Source organism: Acidimicrobiia bacterium (genome assembly GCA_016650365.1).
Taxonomy (GTDB): domain Bacteria; phylum Actinomycetota; class Acidimicrobiia; order Spongiisociales; family JAENVV01; genus JAENVV01.
Genome location: JAENVV010000058.1, coordinates 1 through 16,199, shown reverse-complemented (window position 1 = coordinate 16,199; position 16,199 = coordinate 1). Strand labels below are relative to the sequence as shown.

General features: G+C 61.3%; 21 protein-coding genes and 1 riboswitch. Of the genes, 6 read left to right on the top strand and 15 right to left on the bottom strand.

Annotated elements, in window-relative coordinates:
* On the top strand, nucleotides 1–219 hold a 219-nt coding region (locus JJE47_03695; GenBank protein ID MBK5266513.1), incomplete at its 5' end, for a phosphohydrolase.
* Here JJE47_03695 and JJE47_03690 read toward each other — a convergent pair.
* The 4 genes from JJE47_03690 to JJE47_03675 all read right to left on the bottom strand — a co-directional run bounded on the left by JJE47_03690 (nucleotide 216) and on the right by JJE47_03675 (nucleotide 2,302).
* Nucleotides 216–701 carry an NUDIX domain-containing protein gene (locus JJE47_03690; GenBank protein MBK5266512.1) on the bottom strand — a complete coding sequence of 162 codons (486 nt, stop codon included), beginning with the start codon at nucleotides 699–701 and terminating at the stop codon, nucleotides 216–218. The two genes, JJE47_03695 and JJE47_03690, sit on opposite strands and share 4 nt — an antisense overlap.
* A gap of 70 nt (nucleotides 702–771) precedes the next feature.
* Entirely contained in the window at nucleotides 772–1,068 is a 297-nt protein-coding gene (locus JJE47_03685) for a hypothetical protein (protein MBK5266511.1), read from the bottom strand.
* Nucleotides 1,065–1,958: a thioredoxin family protein gene (locus JJE47_03680; protein ID MBK5266510.1), complete on the bottom strand. Its 894-nt coding sequence runs from the start codon at nucleotides 1,956–1,958 to the stop codon at nucleotides 1,065–1,067. The genes JJE47_03685 and JJE47_03680 overlap by 4 nt, the downstream gene beginning before the upstream one ends.
* Nucleotides 1,959–2,131: 173 nt before the next feature.
* Entirely contained in the window at nucleotides 2,132–2,302 is a 171-nt protein-coding gene (locus tag JJE47_03675; protein ID MBK5266509.1) for a hypothetical protein, read from the bottom strand.
* 273 nt (nucleotides 2,303–2,575) lie between these two features.
* Here JJE47_03675 and JJE47_03670 point away from each other — a divergent pair, with 273 nt between their 5' ends.
* From JJE47_03670 to JJE47_03650, 5 genes are all read left to right on the top strand, one after another.
* A complete protein-coding gene (locus tag JJE47_03670; GenBank protein MBK5266508.1) occupies nucleotides 2,576–3,082 on the top strand; it encodes a hypothetical protein in 507 nt (168 codons plus the stop codon).
* Between the two features lie 114 nt (nucleotides 3,083–3,196).
* On the top strand, nucleotides 3,197–3,727 hold the full coding sequence (locus JJE47_03665; protein ID MBK5266507.1) for an RNA polymerase sigma factor: 531 nt from the start codon (nucleotides 3,197–3,199) through the stop codon (nucleotides 3,725–3,727).
* The gene (locus tag JJE47_03660; GenBank protein MBK5266506.1) at nucleotides 3,724–4,350 is read left to right on the top strand and encodes an anti-sigma factor; all 627 of its coding nucleotides are present in this window, start codon (nucleotides 3,724–3,726) and stop codon (nucleotides 4,348–4,350) included. Before JJE47_03665 ends, JJE47_03660 begins: the two co-directional genes overlap by 4 nt.
* Before the next feature lie 192 nt (nucleotides 4,351–4,542).
* Nucleotides 4,543–5,430 carry an ATP-binding cassette domain-containing protein gene (locus JJE47_03655; protein MBK5266505.1) on the top strand — a complete coding sequence of 296 codons (888 nt, stop codon included), beginning with the start codon at nucleotides 4,543–4,545 and terminating at the stop codon, nucleotides 5,428–5,430.
* A complete protein-coding gene (locus JJE47_03650) occupies nucleotides 5,423–6,499 on the top strand; it encodes an ABC transporter permease (GenBank protein MBK5266504.1) in 1,077 nt (358 codons plus the stop codon). Before JJE47_03655 ends, JJE47_03650 begins: the two co-directional genes overlap by 8 nt.
* A 128-nt stretch (nucleotides 6,500–6,627) precedes the next feature.
* Here JJE47_03650 and JJE47_03645 read toward each other — a convergent pair whose 3' ends face one another.
* The 11 genes from JJE47_03645 to JJE47_03595 all read right to left on the bottom strand — a co-directional run bounded on the left by JJE47_03645 (nucleotide 6,628) and on the right by JJE47_03595 (nucleotide 16,184).
* On the bottom strand, nucleotides 6,628–7,293 hold the full coding sequence (locus tag JJE47_03645) for a hypothetical protein (protein MBK5266503.1): 666 nt from the start codon (nucleotides 7,291–7,293) through the stop codon (nucleotides 6,628–6,630).
* A 10-nt stretch (nucleotides 7,294–7,303) separates the two neighbouring features.
* The gene (locus tag JJE47_03640) at nucleotides 7,304–8,341 is read right to left on the bottom strand and encodes a Na/Pi symporter (protein MBK5266502.1); all 1,038 of its coding nucleotides are present in this window, start codon (nucleotides 8,339–8,341) and stop codon (nucleotides 7,304–7,306) included.
* 236 nt (nucleotides 8,342–8,577) lie between these two features.
* Entirely contained in the window at nucleotides 8,578–9,624 is a 1,047-nt protein-coding gene (locus JJE47_03635; protein ID MBK5266501.1) for a 2-oxo acid dehydrogenase subunit E2, read from the bottom strand.
* A 3-nt stretch (nucleotides 9,625–9,627) separates the two neighbouring features.
* Nucleotides 9,628–10,647, bottom strand: coding sequence for an alpha-ketoacid dehydrogenase subunit beta (locus tag JJE47_03630; GenBank protein ID MBK5266500.1), 1,020 nt, complete (start codon nucleotides 10,645–10,647; stop codon nucleotides 9,628–9,630).
* 14 nt (nucleotides 10,648–10,661) lie between these two features.
* Nucleotides 10,662–11,648 (bottom strand): thiamine pyrophosphate-dependent dehydrogenase E1 component subunit alpha, encoded by a 987-nt coding sequence (locus JJE47_03625; protein ID MBK5266499.1) that lies wholly within the window; start codon nucleotides 11,646–11,648, stop codon nucleotides 10,662–10,664.
* A 98-nt stretch (nucleotides 11,649–11,746) separates the two neighbouring features.
* Nucleotides 11,747–12,670, bottom strand: coding sequence for an NAD(+)/NADH kinase (locus JJE47_03620; protein ID MBK5266498.1), 924 nt, complete (start codon nucleotides 12,668–12,670; stop codon nucleotides 11,747–11,749).
* 13 nt (nucleotides 12,671–12,683) lie between these two features.
* Nucleotides 12,684–13,160: a CoA-binding protein gene (locus tag JJE47_03615; protein ID MBK5266497.1), complete on the bottom strand. Its 477-nt coding sequence runs from the start codon at nucleotides 13,158–13,160 to the stop codon at nucleotides 12,684–12,686.
* Nucleotides 13,157–14,440, bottom strand: coding sequence for an O-acetylhomoserine aminocarboxypropyltransferase/cysteine synthase (locus JJE47_03610; GenBank protein ID MBK5266496.1), 1,284 nt, complete (start codon nucleotides 14,438–14,440; stop codon nucleotides 13,157–13,159). The genes JJE47_03615 and JJE47_03610 overlap by 4 nt, the downstream gene beginning before the upstream one ends.
* 85 nt (nucleotides 14,441–14,525) lie before the next feature.
* On the bottom strand, nucleotides 14,526–15,050 hold the full coding sequence (locus JJE47_03605) for an OsmC family protein (GenBank protein MBK5266495.1): 525 nt from the start codon (nucleotides 15,048–15,050) through the stop codon (nucleotides 14,526–14,528).
* Between the two features lie 68 nt (nucleotides 15,051–15,118).
* Complete coding sequence (locus JJE47_03600; GenBank protein ID MBK5266494.1) at nucleotides 15,119–15,271, bottom strand: hypothetical protein; 153 nt, start codon at nucleotides 15,269–15,271, stop codon at nucleotides 15,119–15,121.
* Nucleotides 15,255–15,342: riboswitch (SAM riboswitch) on the bottom strand. (Overlaps the previous gene by 17 nt.)
* A gap of 146 nt (nucleotides 15,343–15,488) precedes the next feature.
* Nucleotides 15,489–16,184: an aminomethyltransferase family protein gene (locus tag JJE47_03595; GenBank protein ID MBK5266493.1), complete on the bottom strand. Its 696-nt coding sequence runs from the start codon at nucleotides 16,182–16,184 to the stop codon at nucleotides 15,489–15,491.
* Nucleotides 16,185–16,199: the final 15 nt, after the last annotated feature.

The following is a 16,199-nucleotide window of genomic DNA, read 5'->3' as shown; positions in this document are numbered from 1 at the left end:
GGTACGGTGTTTGTCGTAGCAGGGCTAACCGGCAAGACCAGCCTGTATCCGGTCGATGCCAACGATTCGGAAGCGCCCTATTTTGCCGCCTTCCTCGGTCCGGGGGTACCCGACCCTGGCCATGGCTATGTGGAGATAACGGCAACTCCTAAAGTCCTTGAAATGCGGTTTGTCGGCGTTACCACGGCGTTCACAGACAGCTTCGTCATCCATCGTTAGTCGCGCGTGACCAGGTGGATCACCGGCCCGCTGGTCGCCGTGAGCTTCTTCTTTAGAATGGCGGGGCGGAGGTCCAACGTGGCGACTTCCGACAGGTCGAACCACCGGAACTCCAAAGGCTGACCACCTTCGATGCCATCAAACGAGTCGAGCCGGCACATGTTCGGGGACGGTTCGACGTCGATGTAGAAGCCAATTTCGTGACAGGTGACCGGATCTGGGTTCGGCCACTTCGGGCCGGTCCAGAAGTTCTCGATAACCAATGCCAGGCGACGCGCCTTGACCGTGAATCCCGACTCCTCGAAGATCTCGCGTTCGATGGCGGACAGGACATCTTCACCAACATTCACTCGGCCTCCGGGAAGGGCCCAGAACCCGTCCGGTAGCGACCGGTGCAACAGGATTCGTCCGTCGTGCCAGGCCAGCGCGGCAACCCGCAAAAGAAACATCGACCGATCAACCTGAAACTGCACATCGCCCATGAAATCACCCTACTAAGCGTCGACTCGGTGAGGCTCACATCACCGGTGCGTCATCGCCCTCGCTCACCACTCAAGCATCGTCGACCGCCACCGCCACGTGACGCTCCCCATCCTCCACATACCGAACCGAGATCGGGTCACCGGTTGCCAAGTGCTCCCGCAAATGAGGCAGGGGGAACGAGAAGTCTCCGTCGGCCGCGGGAACGAACTCGAACTCGTCCCCATCGGCGGTGAGGAGCGTAAACGAGTCAACCGTCACGAGGTCCCCTTGATAATCGACAACAACACCAAGCACGGAGGTGCCACCGTTGTCGCCGCACGCGACGAGCAACACCGCCGCCAGCACCAGGACGGCTATTCGGGTCAACCCGCCCCCTCAATCGCAGCAACCAACTCGTCCGCGTTGATCGCTCCTTCGAAAGCCGATGAAACAACCCCCTCGCCATCCATTACGAAAACCCAGGGTTCGGAAGGGAGGCCCCATTCCAAGATGGCGGGAGCCAGTTCAAGATCACCGGTCTGGGCATCGAGATTGGTATAGACCTCCACATGAACAAACGCTACGTCTTTGAAGTCAGCCGCCACCTCGTCGACGACGTCGAGCATCGGACCACAGGCAGCCGAAGTGCACAGGGCCGGTGTAGCGAATACGACGACTACCGGGATACCTCCTCCGAGGACTGCGTCGAGGGACGACTCGTAGAACCGGGGGTTCGGGGTCGGATCGGACGAGATCTCCGCAAGGTCGAACTCCACGCCTGTGGGTGTCACGGAACGAGGGGCAGCCACGCCTGGCACCGGAATTACCGGGTCGTCGAAGATCTGCACCCCGGACGGGTCGGACGGTTCATAGCCGTCAGCGACGACCACCACCCCCCAGACTCCTGGCTCAGGAATATCCAGATGTGCCACATATAGCCCGCGGGCGTCTGGCACCGTCCATACGAATCCAGCTGCAACCGTACTCACGACCTGGCCGGTATCCGGACTGAGGAGCTGAACCTGGGCTGGTACATCGGGGCCGGCAATCTGACTTCCGTCCTGATCAATGAGCGCCAGGAGCAGCCTCACCTCACCGGGAACCAGCGTGCCAGGTGAATTCACCACGATCGCCAAGGGCGCACCGGTTGACCCCTCGCTGGGCGAAACGTCTACTTGAATCGTCGGAGAGGTCTCTTGAGCCGGCTGGCCACCACACGCCCCAGCGAGCATTGCAAGAACGACCATACCGATCACCGAACGTCCGATAGACCTCATTCGGTTATCCGCAGCCGGATCAACAACGCCACCAAATGCGCTCGACTGGAGGCGCCGAGTCTCTCAAACGACCGTCGCCGGTGAGTGCTCACGGTGGATTCGATCGATGTCTCTGGAGACTCGTTCAGTCGATTCGCGATGGGTCTTGGGGGCTTGATAGAGCTCATGTCCAACTAAAGATAGCGGTAGTCGCCGGAGCTACCTGAATCGCTATTCGGGACGACAGGAATCGGCGTCGGCCTGGCCGTGTTCTTGATCACCTCGATCGTGGGCAACCGGGTGACCGGAATGCTCATGTCGGTACCGGCCGGCCCGATCGTGGCAATGACCCTCGCCTTCGTCATTGGTACCGCGGTGTCACTCCGGCAGGGTGTCCGGCTGTCGAGGCCATACACACAGGACTAATACGAACAGCTGACGAACCGAAACGGGGCTGCTCAAAGGCGGCCCCGTTTCTTTCCGCGCCTCTCCGGCTGAGGCCACCGCAGGAGTACCACACCGATCGGTCAACGTGTCTCTCGCGGCGCGGTCGGGATTGCGCGAACCATTTAGCGTGGCCTCCCGTACTGGTCTCCGAAGATGCCCGCACCCGGCGGGATCGGCGAGAGGACCATACGTTGAGACAGTTCATCATGATCATTGCCCTGGCCGTGCTGATCGCATCATGCGGGTCAGGCACGAGTAGCTCCGATTCCACCGGGGCGCCGGACACGGCACCAACCACGCAGGCGACCACGACAACACCGGCGCCCATCCCAACGACTACTGGGGCAACGGCCGAAAACGGGCTCTCCCTGGTGGATTCGGTATTCGGGCCGATCCTGGCCGACCAGGACGGCAACACTCTCTATATCTTTCTCCCGGACAACCAGGGCGAAAGCACCTGCTACGGAGGCTGCGAAGAGAACTGGCCGGTCTTTCACTCACCCGCCGATCCGGGAACCGGCATCGACGGATCGTTGACCGGCGAAACCACCCGCACCGACAACACCACCCAGGCCACCTACGGCGGATGGCCCCTTTACTACTTCGCCAACGACACCGCCCCCGGCGACACGAACGGCCAAGGCGTCGGCGACGTCTGGTACGTCATCGGCGTCGACGGCCAAGCCATGCAAGGCTGATCGACCCCGACCTCCGGGACCCTTCTTGATGGGTCCCGGAGGAACGCCCCGCCGGAGGTGCTCGCTGCGTCGGAAAAGAACCGAACCGCGACCGGATGCGTACTGTTCAGAGCATTGAATGACACGAATCTCATCCGCCGCTTTCAGCGGGGCGACCCCGAATCAGTTCGGGTTTTGTATCGCGCCTATTCGCGAGCAGTCTTTACCGTCGCCTACGGAGCGCTCGGTGACCGATCATTGGCAGAGGAAGCAGTGCAATTGACCTTCATGAAAGCCTGGCAGGCAGCCGATCGGTTCGACGCGACCAGAGGAATCGCTCCCTGGCTCTACACGATTGCGCGGCGCGTATCGGTCGACCTGTACCGGCGAGAACGCCGGCATGTGTCTTCGGAACTCGATCGAGATCTGGCGGTTATGCCGCCAAGCTTCGAAGGGATGTGGGAAGCCTGGGAAGTCAGGGCAGCCTTGGACAAGCTCCCGAAGGAAGAGCGCGCGATCATCGAAACGACACATTATCGCCAGCTGACTATGGTCGAAACCGCCGCGGAGCTCGGAATCCCGATCGGAACCGTCAAATCCAGATCTCATCGGGCCCACCGGCGTCTCGCGGAGGTTCTGAGCCACTTGCGTGAGGAAACAGCATGACCTGTGACGAATTCCAAGGACGCTACCTCGCCGTCGATCTCGATTCCGACACCGATGCCCACCTTGCCGGCTGTACCTGGTGCCACAGTCGAATCGACGACCTTGATCATCTCGTCAACCAGCTCGCCACCGACGCCATGTGGATCGCCCCATCGCCTGGACTCGAAGACCAGGTCGTCGCTGCCCTACAGGGGGCCGCCCCCGCATCACAAGGAAAACGGAAGCCGATCTGGATGTTCGGCGTCGCCGCAGCGCTAATCGTGGTCATCGCCGGCTCGGGCGCGCTGATCGAGAGTCGCCAGCCCGACTGGGAGATAGCACTGCCTGCCACCGACGGGGTATCTGCCGTAGCCACCGTCGCTGGCTGGAATACCGCCTCTGGAACCAGGATGGTGTTCTCGATAGACGGGCTCGCGCCGGCCGCCAATGACGAGTTCTACGAGATCTGGATGACGGCGCCCGACGGTCGGCACGTCTCGGCAGGTACGTTCCGGGCCGGAGGTACGATCAAATCGTTCGCAGGTGTTTCGCGCCGCGACTTTCCGCGCATTTGGATCACCCTTGAGCCCAATGATGGTGACGAGGGAATCGGCGGACCGACCGTCTTGGACACGGGCAGCTGAGGTTCGTCCGGCCCGGAGAGCAACCTCGTAGCTATCGAGGAACGGTTCGAGATCAGCCGCTGATCGGGCCCCCAGCCGGTTCATCACTCTTCTCTGAATTCGACCACCTGCACCGGTAATCCGATGAATTACCTGGTTGAAAGCGGCTTTATGCTCTACCGGTCCAACACCCCGTCCGATACGGTCGACTCCATGTTGTCTTTCGTTGGCCTTACCAAACGGTACGGCAATGTTGTTGCGCTCGACCAAGCAACCTTCGAGGCACCGGCCGGGCGGATCGTCGGATTCCTCGGACCGAACGGGGCAGGCAAGACCACGGCCATGCGGTGCGTGTTCGGTTTGGCCCAACCCGACGAAGGAACCGTTACCTGGGACGGCCGACCAGTGGACGAGGCAGATCGGCTCTCATTCGGGTACATGCCGGAAGAACGCGGGATGTACCCGAAGATGCGTCTCAACGACCAACTCGTCTACTTTGGTCGTCTGGCAGGACTCAGCCCGAGTGACGCCAACGAGCAAGCCGGCTACTGGCTGAGCCGCCTTGGGCTGGCTGACCGGGCGGGTTCCAAAGTCGACGAACTCTCCCACGGCAACCAGCAACGCATGCAATTGGCCGTTGCGGTGGTCGGTCATCCCAGATTGCTGATTCTCGACGAACCCTTTGCCGGCCTCGATCCGCTCGGAGTCGAAACCATGGCTGACCTGCTTGGGGAGCTCGCCGGCTCCGGGACGGGGATTCTGTTTTCGAGCCATCAGCTCGATCTCGTCGAGGATATCTGCGAGGACGTCGTCATCATCAACCAGGGCCGCGTGGTACTGGCCGGCAATGTCGAGAAGCTGAGGTCGCAGTCGGACCATATACGCGTCGAAGTGACCGTCGATGGACACCCGTGGACTCCCGACTCCCCCGAATACGTTCCTGCCAGCCGAAGCGTTCGAGGCGGCAGCTTCATCGTCGGCCACCACATGACGATGGAGCAGGTCAAGGCCGACGCAGAACGTTCCGGGTCTGTTTCGCAGTTCAGCTACGGCCCTCCCCACCTGTCTGACCTGTTCCGTTCTGCGGTGAACCATGCATAGCGTCCAGAACGTCTTCCTCGTCGCTCGTCGAGACTTCACCCAGCGAATCCGTAGCCGGGTCTTCCTCATCTCGATGGTGATCATGGCCATGCTGATACTCGGACTCGGCCCGCTTATGGCATCGCAAATCGAGGCTGCCAACGCCGCCCAGGCGGTGGGCCTAATCGGCCAGCCACCCTATGCAGTTGCGCTGGCAGGCTCCGCTAGCGCCCTCGGAATCGACATCAAGGTGGTGCCCGTCTCAACGCGTTCCGAAGGTGAGACCATGCTGTCTGATGGTGATCTGGATGTGTTGCTCGACGGCGACGAGACCGTCTGGCAACGTTCCGAAAGTCCGGCTCTGAATGCCATTGTGGTAGGCGCCGTCCAAGCCACGGCCCAACAGAACGCCATCACGAAACTGGGCCTCACGGACGAAGAGGCGCGGTCGTTGCTGGCTCCCACCCTGCCGAGGACAGTGGTTCTGAAGCCACCCGAGGACGATGCCGCCGCTCGGGAAGGTCTCGCCTACCTTGGCGTGATCGTCCTGTTCATGGCAGTCGTGCTATCAGGACAGTTCGTGCTGCTGGGAGTCATGGAGGAGAAGTCGAGCCGTGTCGCCGAGGTGGTTCTCGCCAGGGTTCGCCCGATGCAGTTGCTGACCGGGAAAGTGATCGGGATTGGCGCGCTCGGTCTGCTCCAACTCTCGGTTCTAGGCGGCTCTTTGCTCGCGCTAACAAGATTAATCGGCGCTGAGGCGATTCCCGGTCTGGGGACCTGGACCGGGCCGATGATCGGGTCGCTTATCCTGTGGTTCCTACTCGGATACGCGATGTACAGCGTTCTGTTCGCCGCCGCAGGGTCTCTGGTCACTCGCCAGGAGGACGTTCAGTCGGTGTCGTGGATCCCGATGTTGGGGCTTCTCCCCGGCTACTTCATTGCATTGGCCGCCAGCGAGGACCCCGAGTCGACGTTGTCGACGGTTGCATCAATCTTCCCGATTTCGGCGCCGATGGTCATGCCGGTGCGGGCGGCCGGCGGAAACGTACCGGTTGGCAGTACGCCCTGGCGATCGGGCTTTGTATCGTGACCGCCTACCTACTCATGAGGTTGGCCGGCCGGATATACCGTGGCAGCATGCTCAGGACCTCGAAGACCAAGATCCGTGATGCCTGGAAGGCCGCCAGTCCAAAGCAGGCCCGATAGAGAGTCTTGTGACTAGCGGTCTTCGGGAGCCTCGTCGTAGTAATCGAGACGCTCGATCGGCATGACAATCGCCGTCAACATATTCATGATGTGCGCCGTGATCCGCTTGAGGTACCGGTAGTAGAGCGCCCGGGCAACAGCCTGATCTGCGGTGCCTTCGGACCGGAAGGCGGCTTTGATCTTCTGGTCGTAATCCAACAGGAAGCGATCTGCTTTGTCTATGAGCTTCTGAGCCTGAGCTTCGTCCTGGGTCGCAAACGTCGCCGCGGCATCGTCGATCAATTGCCCGACCGCATCACGATACGACAGAAGTTCATCGTGATCGTCGGCGAGTTCGAAGTTGGCACCGTACCTCGCAAGGTCGTACATGTTCTTGGCATAATCGCCGATCCGTTCGGCATCTTTGACGATGCTCATATAGGCGAGGACGGCAGGTAGATCAGCCGCCGTGACCGCCGAGTGCATCATGAGAGAACGACGGACTCTCTGCTGAGCCGTGTTGATCTCCTGGTCAGTCGATCGCACTGTCTGCTTCGTCTCTTTGCTCTTACCTCCGCCAAAGACGGCGCCGGTCGCCGCGTCGAAGACGGTCCGGCCATCCCCGAGCATGCTGACCAGGGTTCCTTTGACCTCATCGAGGGTCGATTCGCCGCGTCCGCGAAAGAATGCCATCACCATGGTTTATCTCCTATGTAAAAACAACAATACCGAGGAAGGGAACGAGAACGAACACACCAAAGGTATATATGAGTGCCAGCGATTTTCTCTTCACAGCCAGGTTCTCCAAGCCCTCGGCCAGGAGAACCGGGAGGTACCGAATCTTCGGCCACGGGTAAATCAGCAAGATGCCAATGACGTTGAACAAGGTATGGGTGAACGCGATCGTCAGTCCATCCACGGACCCGGCCGCCAGAGCGGCGAGCAGCGCCGTGATAGTCGTCCCGATATTGGCGCCGAGGGTGATCGGGTAGGCATTTCGGACGAGGAGGAGCCCGGAAGCCACCAACGGGATCAGGATCGAGGTCGTGATACTCGAGGATTGAACAGCAATGGTGACCACCATTCCAACGATGATCCCGATCGTCCCGGATTTTGCCAGCACCGCATTGAGCGACGCTTCGATCCGGTGGGCTACCAGCGTCCGCATGTTCTTGGTGATGAACGTCAACGTGATGAAAATGACGGCGATCGCCGCTGCAATGAGCACGACTGCCGCAGCCGCCTCGCTGCCAATAAGGGCTTCGATTCCGTTGGAAGCGATCTTGGCGAGCCAACTTACGGTTGCCTTGATCGGACTATCGAACGACCCGCCAAGGTTACCTTCGACGAACAGGCCGGAGATCCGGGACGCCGCCTTATGGAGGAAGCCGGTCATGATCTCCAACGGCAGCAGAATGACCACGACAATGATATTGAAGAAGTCGTGCATCGTGGCGGCCGCAAACGCCAATCGGAATTGCTCGGTGCGGCGAGCATTCGTTAACGACACGAGCGTGTTGGTAACCGTCGTACCGATGTTGGCACCCATGATCATGGGCACCGCAGCTTCGACGCCCACCACGCCGCTGGCAACGAGACCGACAATCGTTGAGGTTGTCACCGACGACGACTGCACCAGGACGGTGGCGAGAATCCCGACGAACAGGCCAGCGAGCGGATTGGATACGCTGGCGAACAACGGATCCGTGTAGTCAGAACCGATGCCCTTGATGCCTGACTCGAGCATCTTGACACCGACCAGGAATGCATACAGAAGAGCTACAACAAGAAGAGCTCTAACCGGAGAAGGAAGTCCTGAGGTTCGGGTTGTTAAGGGCTGGTCTGGTGACGCCACCAAAAGTCCGTTCCGTACGTGTCCGCAGTCGGTGGCACTTTACACGGATTCGGCGGCCCCGCCACCAGACAAACGCGAACAACGCGAACAACTTCTCGCGATGATTTGCGAAGACCCGACACGATGATCTACCGACTCGATTCCACCAGCACCCGGGCCACGTCCCGAAGAAAGGCAGCGGCCGGGGCGCCATCAACGAAGGCATGATCGAAGGTGAGCGACAACACCATCTGATGGCCGGCCACCACGCCACCGCCCGCTTCGAAGGCCGGAACCGTTCGCACCGCACCAACGCCCAGAATGGCCACCTGGGGCAAGTTGATGATGGGAGTGAAACCGTCAATCCCGTAGCTGCCCAGGTTGGTCACGGTAAACGTGCCACCCTCGTAATCGGTGGCGTCCAGCGTCCTGCTCGCCGCACGATCTGCCAGGCCGCGAATCGTCTCAGCCAGAGCCTCGATCGATTGGGCGGCCGGGTCCGCCACGACCGGAGCCACCAGACCTTCATCGGTCTGGATCGCCACGGCCACATTGGCCCGGTCTGCCGATGCAAAAGCGTCGCCGTTCCTCGTCCCGTTGAGTTGAGGATGGTCCGCCAAAACCGTCGCGGCCGCCTTCACCACCCGGGCAGTGATACTGCTCGGAGCGACAGTTCCAAAGTCAACCGTTGTGAACAAGGCCACCGGCGCGGTCGACGTGTGACTGTGACGCATGTTGCGGGCAATCACCGCCCGGAGACCGGTGAATCCTCCCGCTCCAACGGCCAACCCCCGGACGTCACCCTCGGTGATCCGTCCCTCGGGACCGGACCCGGCCACCCCGTCCAGTTCAACGCCGAGTTCGCGAGCCAGTCGCTTGGCAGCAGGCGACGCCTTGATCGGGGGAGCCAGGTTCGACGATGCGACCGGGGCGGTTACCGCTTCGGTCGACGCCGCCGGGACCGTGTCGACTATCTGGCAGATGGCACCATCTTGTGGAACCGGGTCGCCAATGGCGACCCGGTTCACGACATAACCGTCAGCTGTTGCCAGGACCTCCGAGGCAACCTTCTCGGCCTGCACTTCGGCGATAAGTTGCCCGCTGGTACACGCCTGGCCCTCGTCGACGAACCAGGCCGTAATGACGGCTTCCTCGCCGGCCTCGGTGATCACCGGCATCAGGACATCGACGGCCATGGATCAGCCCGACACCATTTCGGTGACTGCGGCGACAATCCGATCAACCGACGGCAACGTCCAGGTTTCCAGAGGGTGGCTGTACGGGATCGGAATATCGGGCGTAGCCACCCGCACCGGTGGGGCATCGAGATAGTCGAACGCTCCTTGCACGGCCGTCGTGATGACTTCACCGCTCATGCCGAAGCTCTGATAGTCCTCGTCGACGACCAGTAGACGATGGGTCTTCTGAACGCTCGCCACGATCGCCTCCCGGTCGAGAGGGACGAGGGACCGCAAGTCGATGATTTCGGCTGAGACACCATCCGCCTCGAGGAGGGCGGCGGCGTCGAGAGCCTTATGCACCGACAGACCGACCGTGACGATCGTCACGTCGGTACCTTCGCGAGCCACCCGGGCCTTTCCGATCGGCACCGTGTACGACTCCTCGGGAACCGGTCCGGTTGCGTGTGGATTGTTGACCATCCACCCCAAGCCGAGAGCACCCTTGTGGAACATATACATGACAGGGTTGTCGTCCCGGATGGCCGAGATCATCAGCCCCTTGGCGTCGTAGGCACTCGACGGAACCACCACCTTGAGACCGGGTAGATGCGCAAACAGGCCCCACAGGGTCTGGGAGTGCTGCCCCGCATCCGAATAGCCGCCGCCCACCGCGGTGGTTAGCACAGCCGGCACCTTGATGTTGCCGCCACTGAAGTAGTGGATTTTGGCCATGTTGTTGTAGATCTGATCCATGCATACGCCAAAGAAGTCGACGAACATCAACTCCACGATCGGCCGCATACCGTTGATGGCCGCCCCGACCGCCGCCCCGATGAAGCCTGTCTCGGAGATGGGCGTGTCGATAACCCGTTCCGGCCCGAACTTGTCGAGCAGGCCTTCGGTTGCGCCGAAGATGCCGCCGTACACGCCGACGTCTTCGCCCATGACGAACACGCTCGGGTCGACCGCCATTTCCTGGGCGATCCCCTCTGCGATCGCTTTTTGCATAGTCAGTTTTCGATCAGTCATCGTTGTCATGTCACTCGTCCTTTCTATGCAAAAACGTGATTGAGGGCGGCTTCGGGGGCCGGATAGGGACTGGCCAACGCAAAGGCGATGGCCGCCTCGACCGTGGCGTATTCCTTTTCTTTGATGGCCGCCTGCTCCGCTTCGGACAGGACGCCCTCCTCGACGAGTCGCTTGCCGAACGCCACCAACGGGTCGCGGTCGTTCATGTCCTCTTTGAATTCATCTGATCGATACGCGTCGGCGTCTCCTTCGAAATGGCCCCACAGACGGTCGGTTTTGATCTCGATGAGGCTCGGGCCGTCGCCCCGCCGGGCTCGGTCCATGGCGGCCCCCATTACCTCGTACACGGCCACCGGATCGTTCTCGGGAACGAGGACGCCGGGGATGCCGTAGGCAGAGGCCCGATCACTGTTATCGGGAATGGCCGTCGATGACGCCTTGGGAACCGAAATGGCGTAGGCGTTGTCTTCGCAGATGAATACGACCGGTAGCTTCCATAGGGCCGCCAGGTTTAGCGATTCGTGGAATGCCCCCTGGTTGGCGGCTCCTTCACCGAAGTACGACAGGGCAATATTGCCGGTGCCGCGGGCTTTGAAGGCCATGGCGGCTCCGACCGCTACTGGCATACCCTCTCCGATGATCCCCGAACAACCGAAGTTCGGTTCCACCGAGAACAGGTGCATATGCCCACCCTTGCCGTGCCCCAACCCGGTTTCCCGACCGAAGATCTCGGCGGCCATCTTGTTGAGATCCACCCCCTGGGCGATGGCCACATGGTGGGGTCGATGGGTGGCCGTGATGGCGTCGCCCGGATGGAGATGGGGTCGCATCCCTACGGCTACCGGTTCTTGGCCGGCGGCAAGATGCATCTCGCCAGGGATCAGACCGGCGGCGATATCAAAAGCGGGAAGCTTGTCTGCGAAGTACAACTCCCGGATCCGTTCCTCGAATCGCCGGATCCGCACCATCGTCTCGTACATGTCGACCAGATGTGCCTTGGGGATATCCATCGGGTACCTCCTCTATCGGATTCCCAGTGGGCCGGTTAGCGACGCCGTGCCCTTCAACGTCCTAAAGGTACGCCGCCGGCCGCAGACGTGACGTCGATTCAACCGGTTGATAACGCCATTTCGAGATCGAGTACCCGCGGTCCGGCGATTACGCTCACCAGACCGCCGGCGGCGGGCAATCGTCGTTCACCGTCAAGGGCGACCAGGCCGGCGGATTCCAGCAGTCGCGCCTCCGATCCGCGTGGTAGGTCATGAAAATCCGCCACCGGAATGTCCAGCACGACCCCCGGTCCGAACACGGCTCGAACGACAGCCGAACCCCCAAACGTAATCCGTCGGGCATAGCCCCCGGCCAGCGGTCCCAACGCTGCGCTGATCGAAGCAATCCCCACCGCAGTCCGCCGCGAAGACGTGACAAAGGCTTCGACCAGTTGATCGGGGCCTACGATGGCACCCGCCCCCACCCAGTGGTCTCGCACGACGACCGCGTCAATCACGGCTACCGCATCACCCCGGGTGGTCTGTACCGCGATAGCGGTGGTCGGAACAAAGGCCCGTCCATCACCGGCCACGGCCAGCGCGGTGGCCAGGCCGATCACCGTTGGTTCTTCGGTCAGCGCGAACGCATTGTTGGTGCCGGCCGCCACAGGTATCAGGGGTGCCTCCGGCCAACCCTCCGCCGCGGCCCGGACCGTACCATCCCCACCGACCGTCACCAACGCCCGGGCACCCGACGCTTGGAGCATGGCCGCACCAAGTCTCGTATCCGCTTCGCTGCCTTCGACCGCCAGGTCGAGATAACCGACCGGGGCTCCCCGGTCGCCCGCCAACCGAACCGCCCGTCGAACCAAACCGGCCTGATCGTCGACGGCCAACACCTCGACCCCCGACTCGGCTGCGATCCCGACGAGGAATCGAGCTACGAGGTTGGCCTTCTCCTCGACGTCGACGACCCGGGCCAGGCCGGTCAGTCGCCGGATGTCTTTTGAGGAGGCAGGATTCGCTATCAGGCCAACTATCACCAAATCAGGCTAATCAGATGGGCCGGCGGCGTTTGCTGGAGATCACGCCCGTGTCGAACCCACCCAGGTGCAGACTGCCGGCAAATCGGGCGTGCTCGATCTTGAAACACCGATCCTGGACGACCTCGAGTCCGGCGTCGACGGCCTTCTGAGCGGCCTCATCATGGCGTAGGCCGAGTTGGAACCAAACCACCCTGGCACCTACCGCGATGGCTTCATCGACGACGGCTGGCAGGTCATCCCGTTTGCGAAACACGTCGACCACGTCGGGCACCTCCGGCAACGAGGCCAGCGACGGGTAACACTTCTGGCCGAGCACCTCCTCATACGCCGGGTTGACGGCATAAACCCGATACGGAGTCCGCACGAGGTAGGAGGCTACGAAATTCGACGAGCGCAGCGAGTTGGCCGAGACCCCAACCAGGGCAACCGACCTGGCGGTCCGCAAGATACGAAGACGATCATGACTCGAGGCATCAACCAGCGTCATCGGTCGCTCCTCAGGGCTTGTTCGAGGTCGGCAATGATGTCCTCGACATCCTCAAGCCCAACCGAAATTCGGATGGTGTCTTCGCCGATGCCCATACCGGCTCGTTCCTCGGTTGGCACCTGCTGGTGGGTGGTCGACGCCGGGTGAATGACGAGTGTTTTGGCGTCACCGACGTTGGCGAGATGGCTGGCAAGCTCGACGCGCTTTATGAAGGACACTCCCGCCTCAAAGCCATCCTTCAGACCGAACGTAAAGACCGCCCCGGGCCCTTTGGGCAGATACCGCTTGGCCAGTTCGGTCCACGGGTTGTCCTCAAAAATCGGAAAAGCCACCCAGGCGACAGCCGGATGAGCGTGCAGATACTCCGCAACCGCTTTGGCATTTGAAACGTGTCGGTCCATCCGCAGCGACAGTGTCTCCAGACCGATAAGGATCTGAAAAGCATTGAACGGAGAAAGCGACGCCCCGATATCACGAAGCAACTCAACCCGGGCCTTCGTCAGATAGGCGTACTCCCGGAAGTTCTCCCAAAACCGCAGGTCATGGTAGGCCCGTGACGGCTCGGTAATCACCGGGAAGTTACCGTTGTCGAACGGAAACCGACCCGACTCAACGATACAACCGGCAATCACGGTCCCATGTCCACCGATGAACTTGGTCGCCGAGTGGACGACGATGTCTGCGCCATGCTCGATCGGCCGGCACAGGTAGGGAGTGGCGAAGGTGTTGTCGACGATGAGAGGGAGACCGTGTTCGTGGGCAACCTCTGAGACCCTGGCAATGTCAACGATGTCACCCCGAGGATTGCCGATCGTCTCGGCGTACACCAGTTTTGTTGTCTGGCCAATCGCCTCACGCAACGCCTGTTCGTCTGAGACATCGACAAACGTAACGTCGATTCCCATCCGCCGGAGCGTCACATCGAATTGTGTAAACGTGCCGCCATAGAGCGACTTCGACGAAACGATGGAGTCGCCCTGTTGGCACAGTGTCAATATCGAGATGAGCTGCGCCGACATGCCCGAAGCAGTGGCCAGAGCACCGATCCCGCCCTCAAGAGACGCTATTCGTTCTTCAAATGCGGCCGTGGTCGGATTCCCAATCCGGGTATAGATGTTGCCGTAGGTCTGGAGCGCAAACAGGTCAGCAGCCTGCTGGGGATCGTCGAACACGAACGACGTGGTGGCATAAATGGGCATGGCGCGAGCCCCGGTCTCAGGGTCGGGCGGTTGACCGGCGTGAATCGACCGGGTGTTGAACCCATAGTTGCGTTCGATCACATCGCCTCCAACGTCTCTCAAAACAAATCTGGAGCGAGTCCGGCAGCTGGCCCGGTCACCTGGGGTAACCGGGCCAGCCCGAACGCTAAACCAGCGTCACTTCCAGCGGAATGGCCCGGCTGAGAGTGTGACCCACCGGAGACGTCCCGATCACCTTGCGGTGCAGCGCCGCGATCTGGTCTGGATCGGCATCCAGCTCGAGATGAACCCGGGCGTTGATACCTTTGAACCCGGCATGACCATCGTCGGCGAGGCCCAGGAACGTGTGCAGGTCGAGATCGCCGTCCAGTTCGATCCGGAGATTGGTGATCTCAACTCCGGCAGCTGATGCGTTGGCGGCATAGCCTACTGCCAGGCAATTACCGAAGGCCGACAGCAGCTGTTCCACCGGATTGGCGGCAGTATCGGTTCCCCCGAGCCCGGCCGGCTCATCGGATTGGACGGGGTGGAAATCCCGAACCCGTGCCTCGGATCGGAATCCACCCTTCCACTCGACGGTCGCCGCCCAGGTGGTATGACCTCGCTGAGGGTCGGCCTGGACTGACTGGATCAGTCCGCCGACTGATTCGATGTCGACGTCATTCAAATGGCTGGTGATGTTTGTTGTCATATTGTTGTCCTTTGTGATAGTTGCGATGCCTGACACCGGAGAAGCCTCTTGAACGGTGGTGTCGGGTCTCAGACCGAACCGCTCAAGAGCGAAGCATGCAACGGCACATCATGGGGTAGGAACTGAACTCGAAAATCATCTGCGTAACCAATCTCCTCAACTCGTTGCGCTCTGAGCGCCTCAAGCGGGGTGGCCGCTGTGGAGACCTCATCGTCAGGCATTGGCACCGTGCGATGACTCGTCGGTTGCCGCGGTTTCTAAGGGCCTGTCCCTCAACCGCTCTAGATGAACACAACGAGATACTGCCATGCCGCGGGCCGTCGGTCAAACTGTCGTCCAGGGTCGACCAGTGGGTGATTCCGATCGAACTCCCAACCTCGAAAGGTGCGGTCCGTGCGCTCATCCGCCCATAGGACCCGGCGCGGACCAGACCGCCGACTACATCCGGACCCGGTCACCCGCCGGGTCGTACATGGGGCGCAACGAAGCCCGGGCGGGAATCATCTCTCCGGCTACCTGCAACTCGTAGCCGGCATCAAGGAGATACTCCCGGTTGACGCCATCGGCATGCTCGACGTAGCCGAACCCCATGGCCCCTCCGAGGGTGTGACCGTAGTTGCCCGACCGAAGGTAGCCGACTCGGTCGCCGTCACGGAAAATGGGTTCCTCGCCGTGCAGGAGAGGCTCCGGATCATCGAGTTTGAACTGAACAAGGCGTCGTCTCAGGCCGGTTTCTCGGTCGCGAAGTAGGCGGTCGCGACCTACGAAGCCACCGGGTTTCTCGAAGTCGACCGCAAACCCGAGGCCGGCTTCGAGCGGCGAGTCGGTGTTTTCCATATCAAGCCCGTAGTCCTTGCGGCCAGCCTCCGTTCGCGTGCTCTCCAGAGTTTCCATTCCGGCGTTGACCAGACCCAGATCGGTACCGGCCGCCACCAGGGCGTCATACACCGTCAGGGCGAACTCGGCAGGCACATAGAGTTCCCACCCCAACTCACCGACAAAACTCATCCGGAATGCCCACCCCAGGGCGTATTGCAGGTCGATCTGCTGGGCCGTGAAGTACGGGAACGCATCGTTCGACAGGTCGGCGTCGGAGATGCGAGAGAGAAGCTCCCGGGACCGGGGGCCCTGCACACTGAGCAGGCTGAT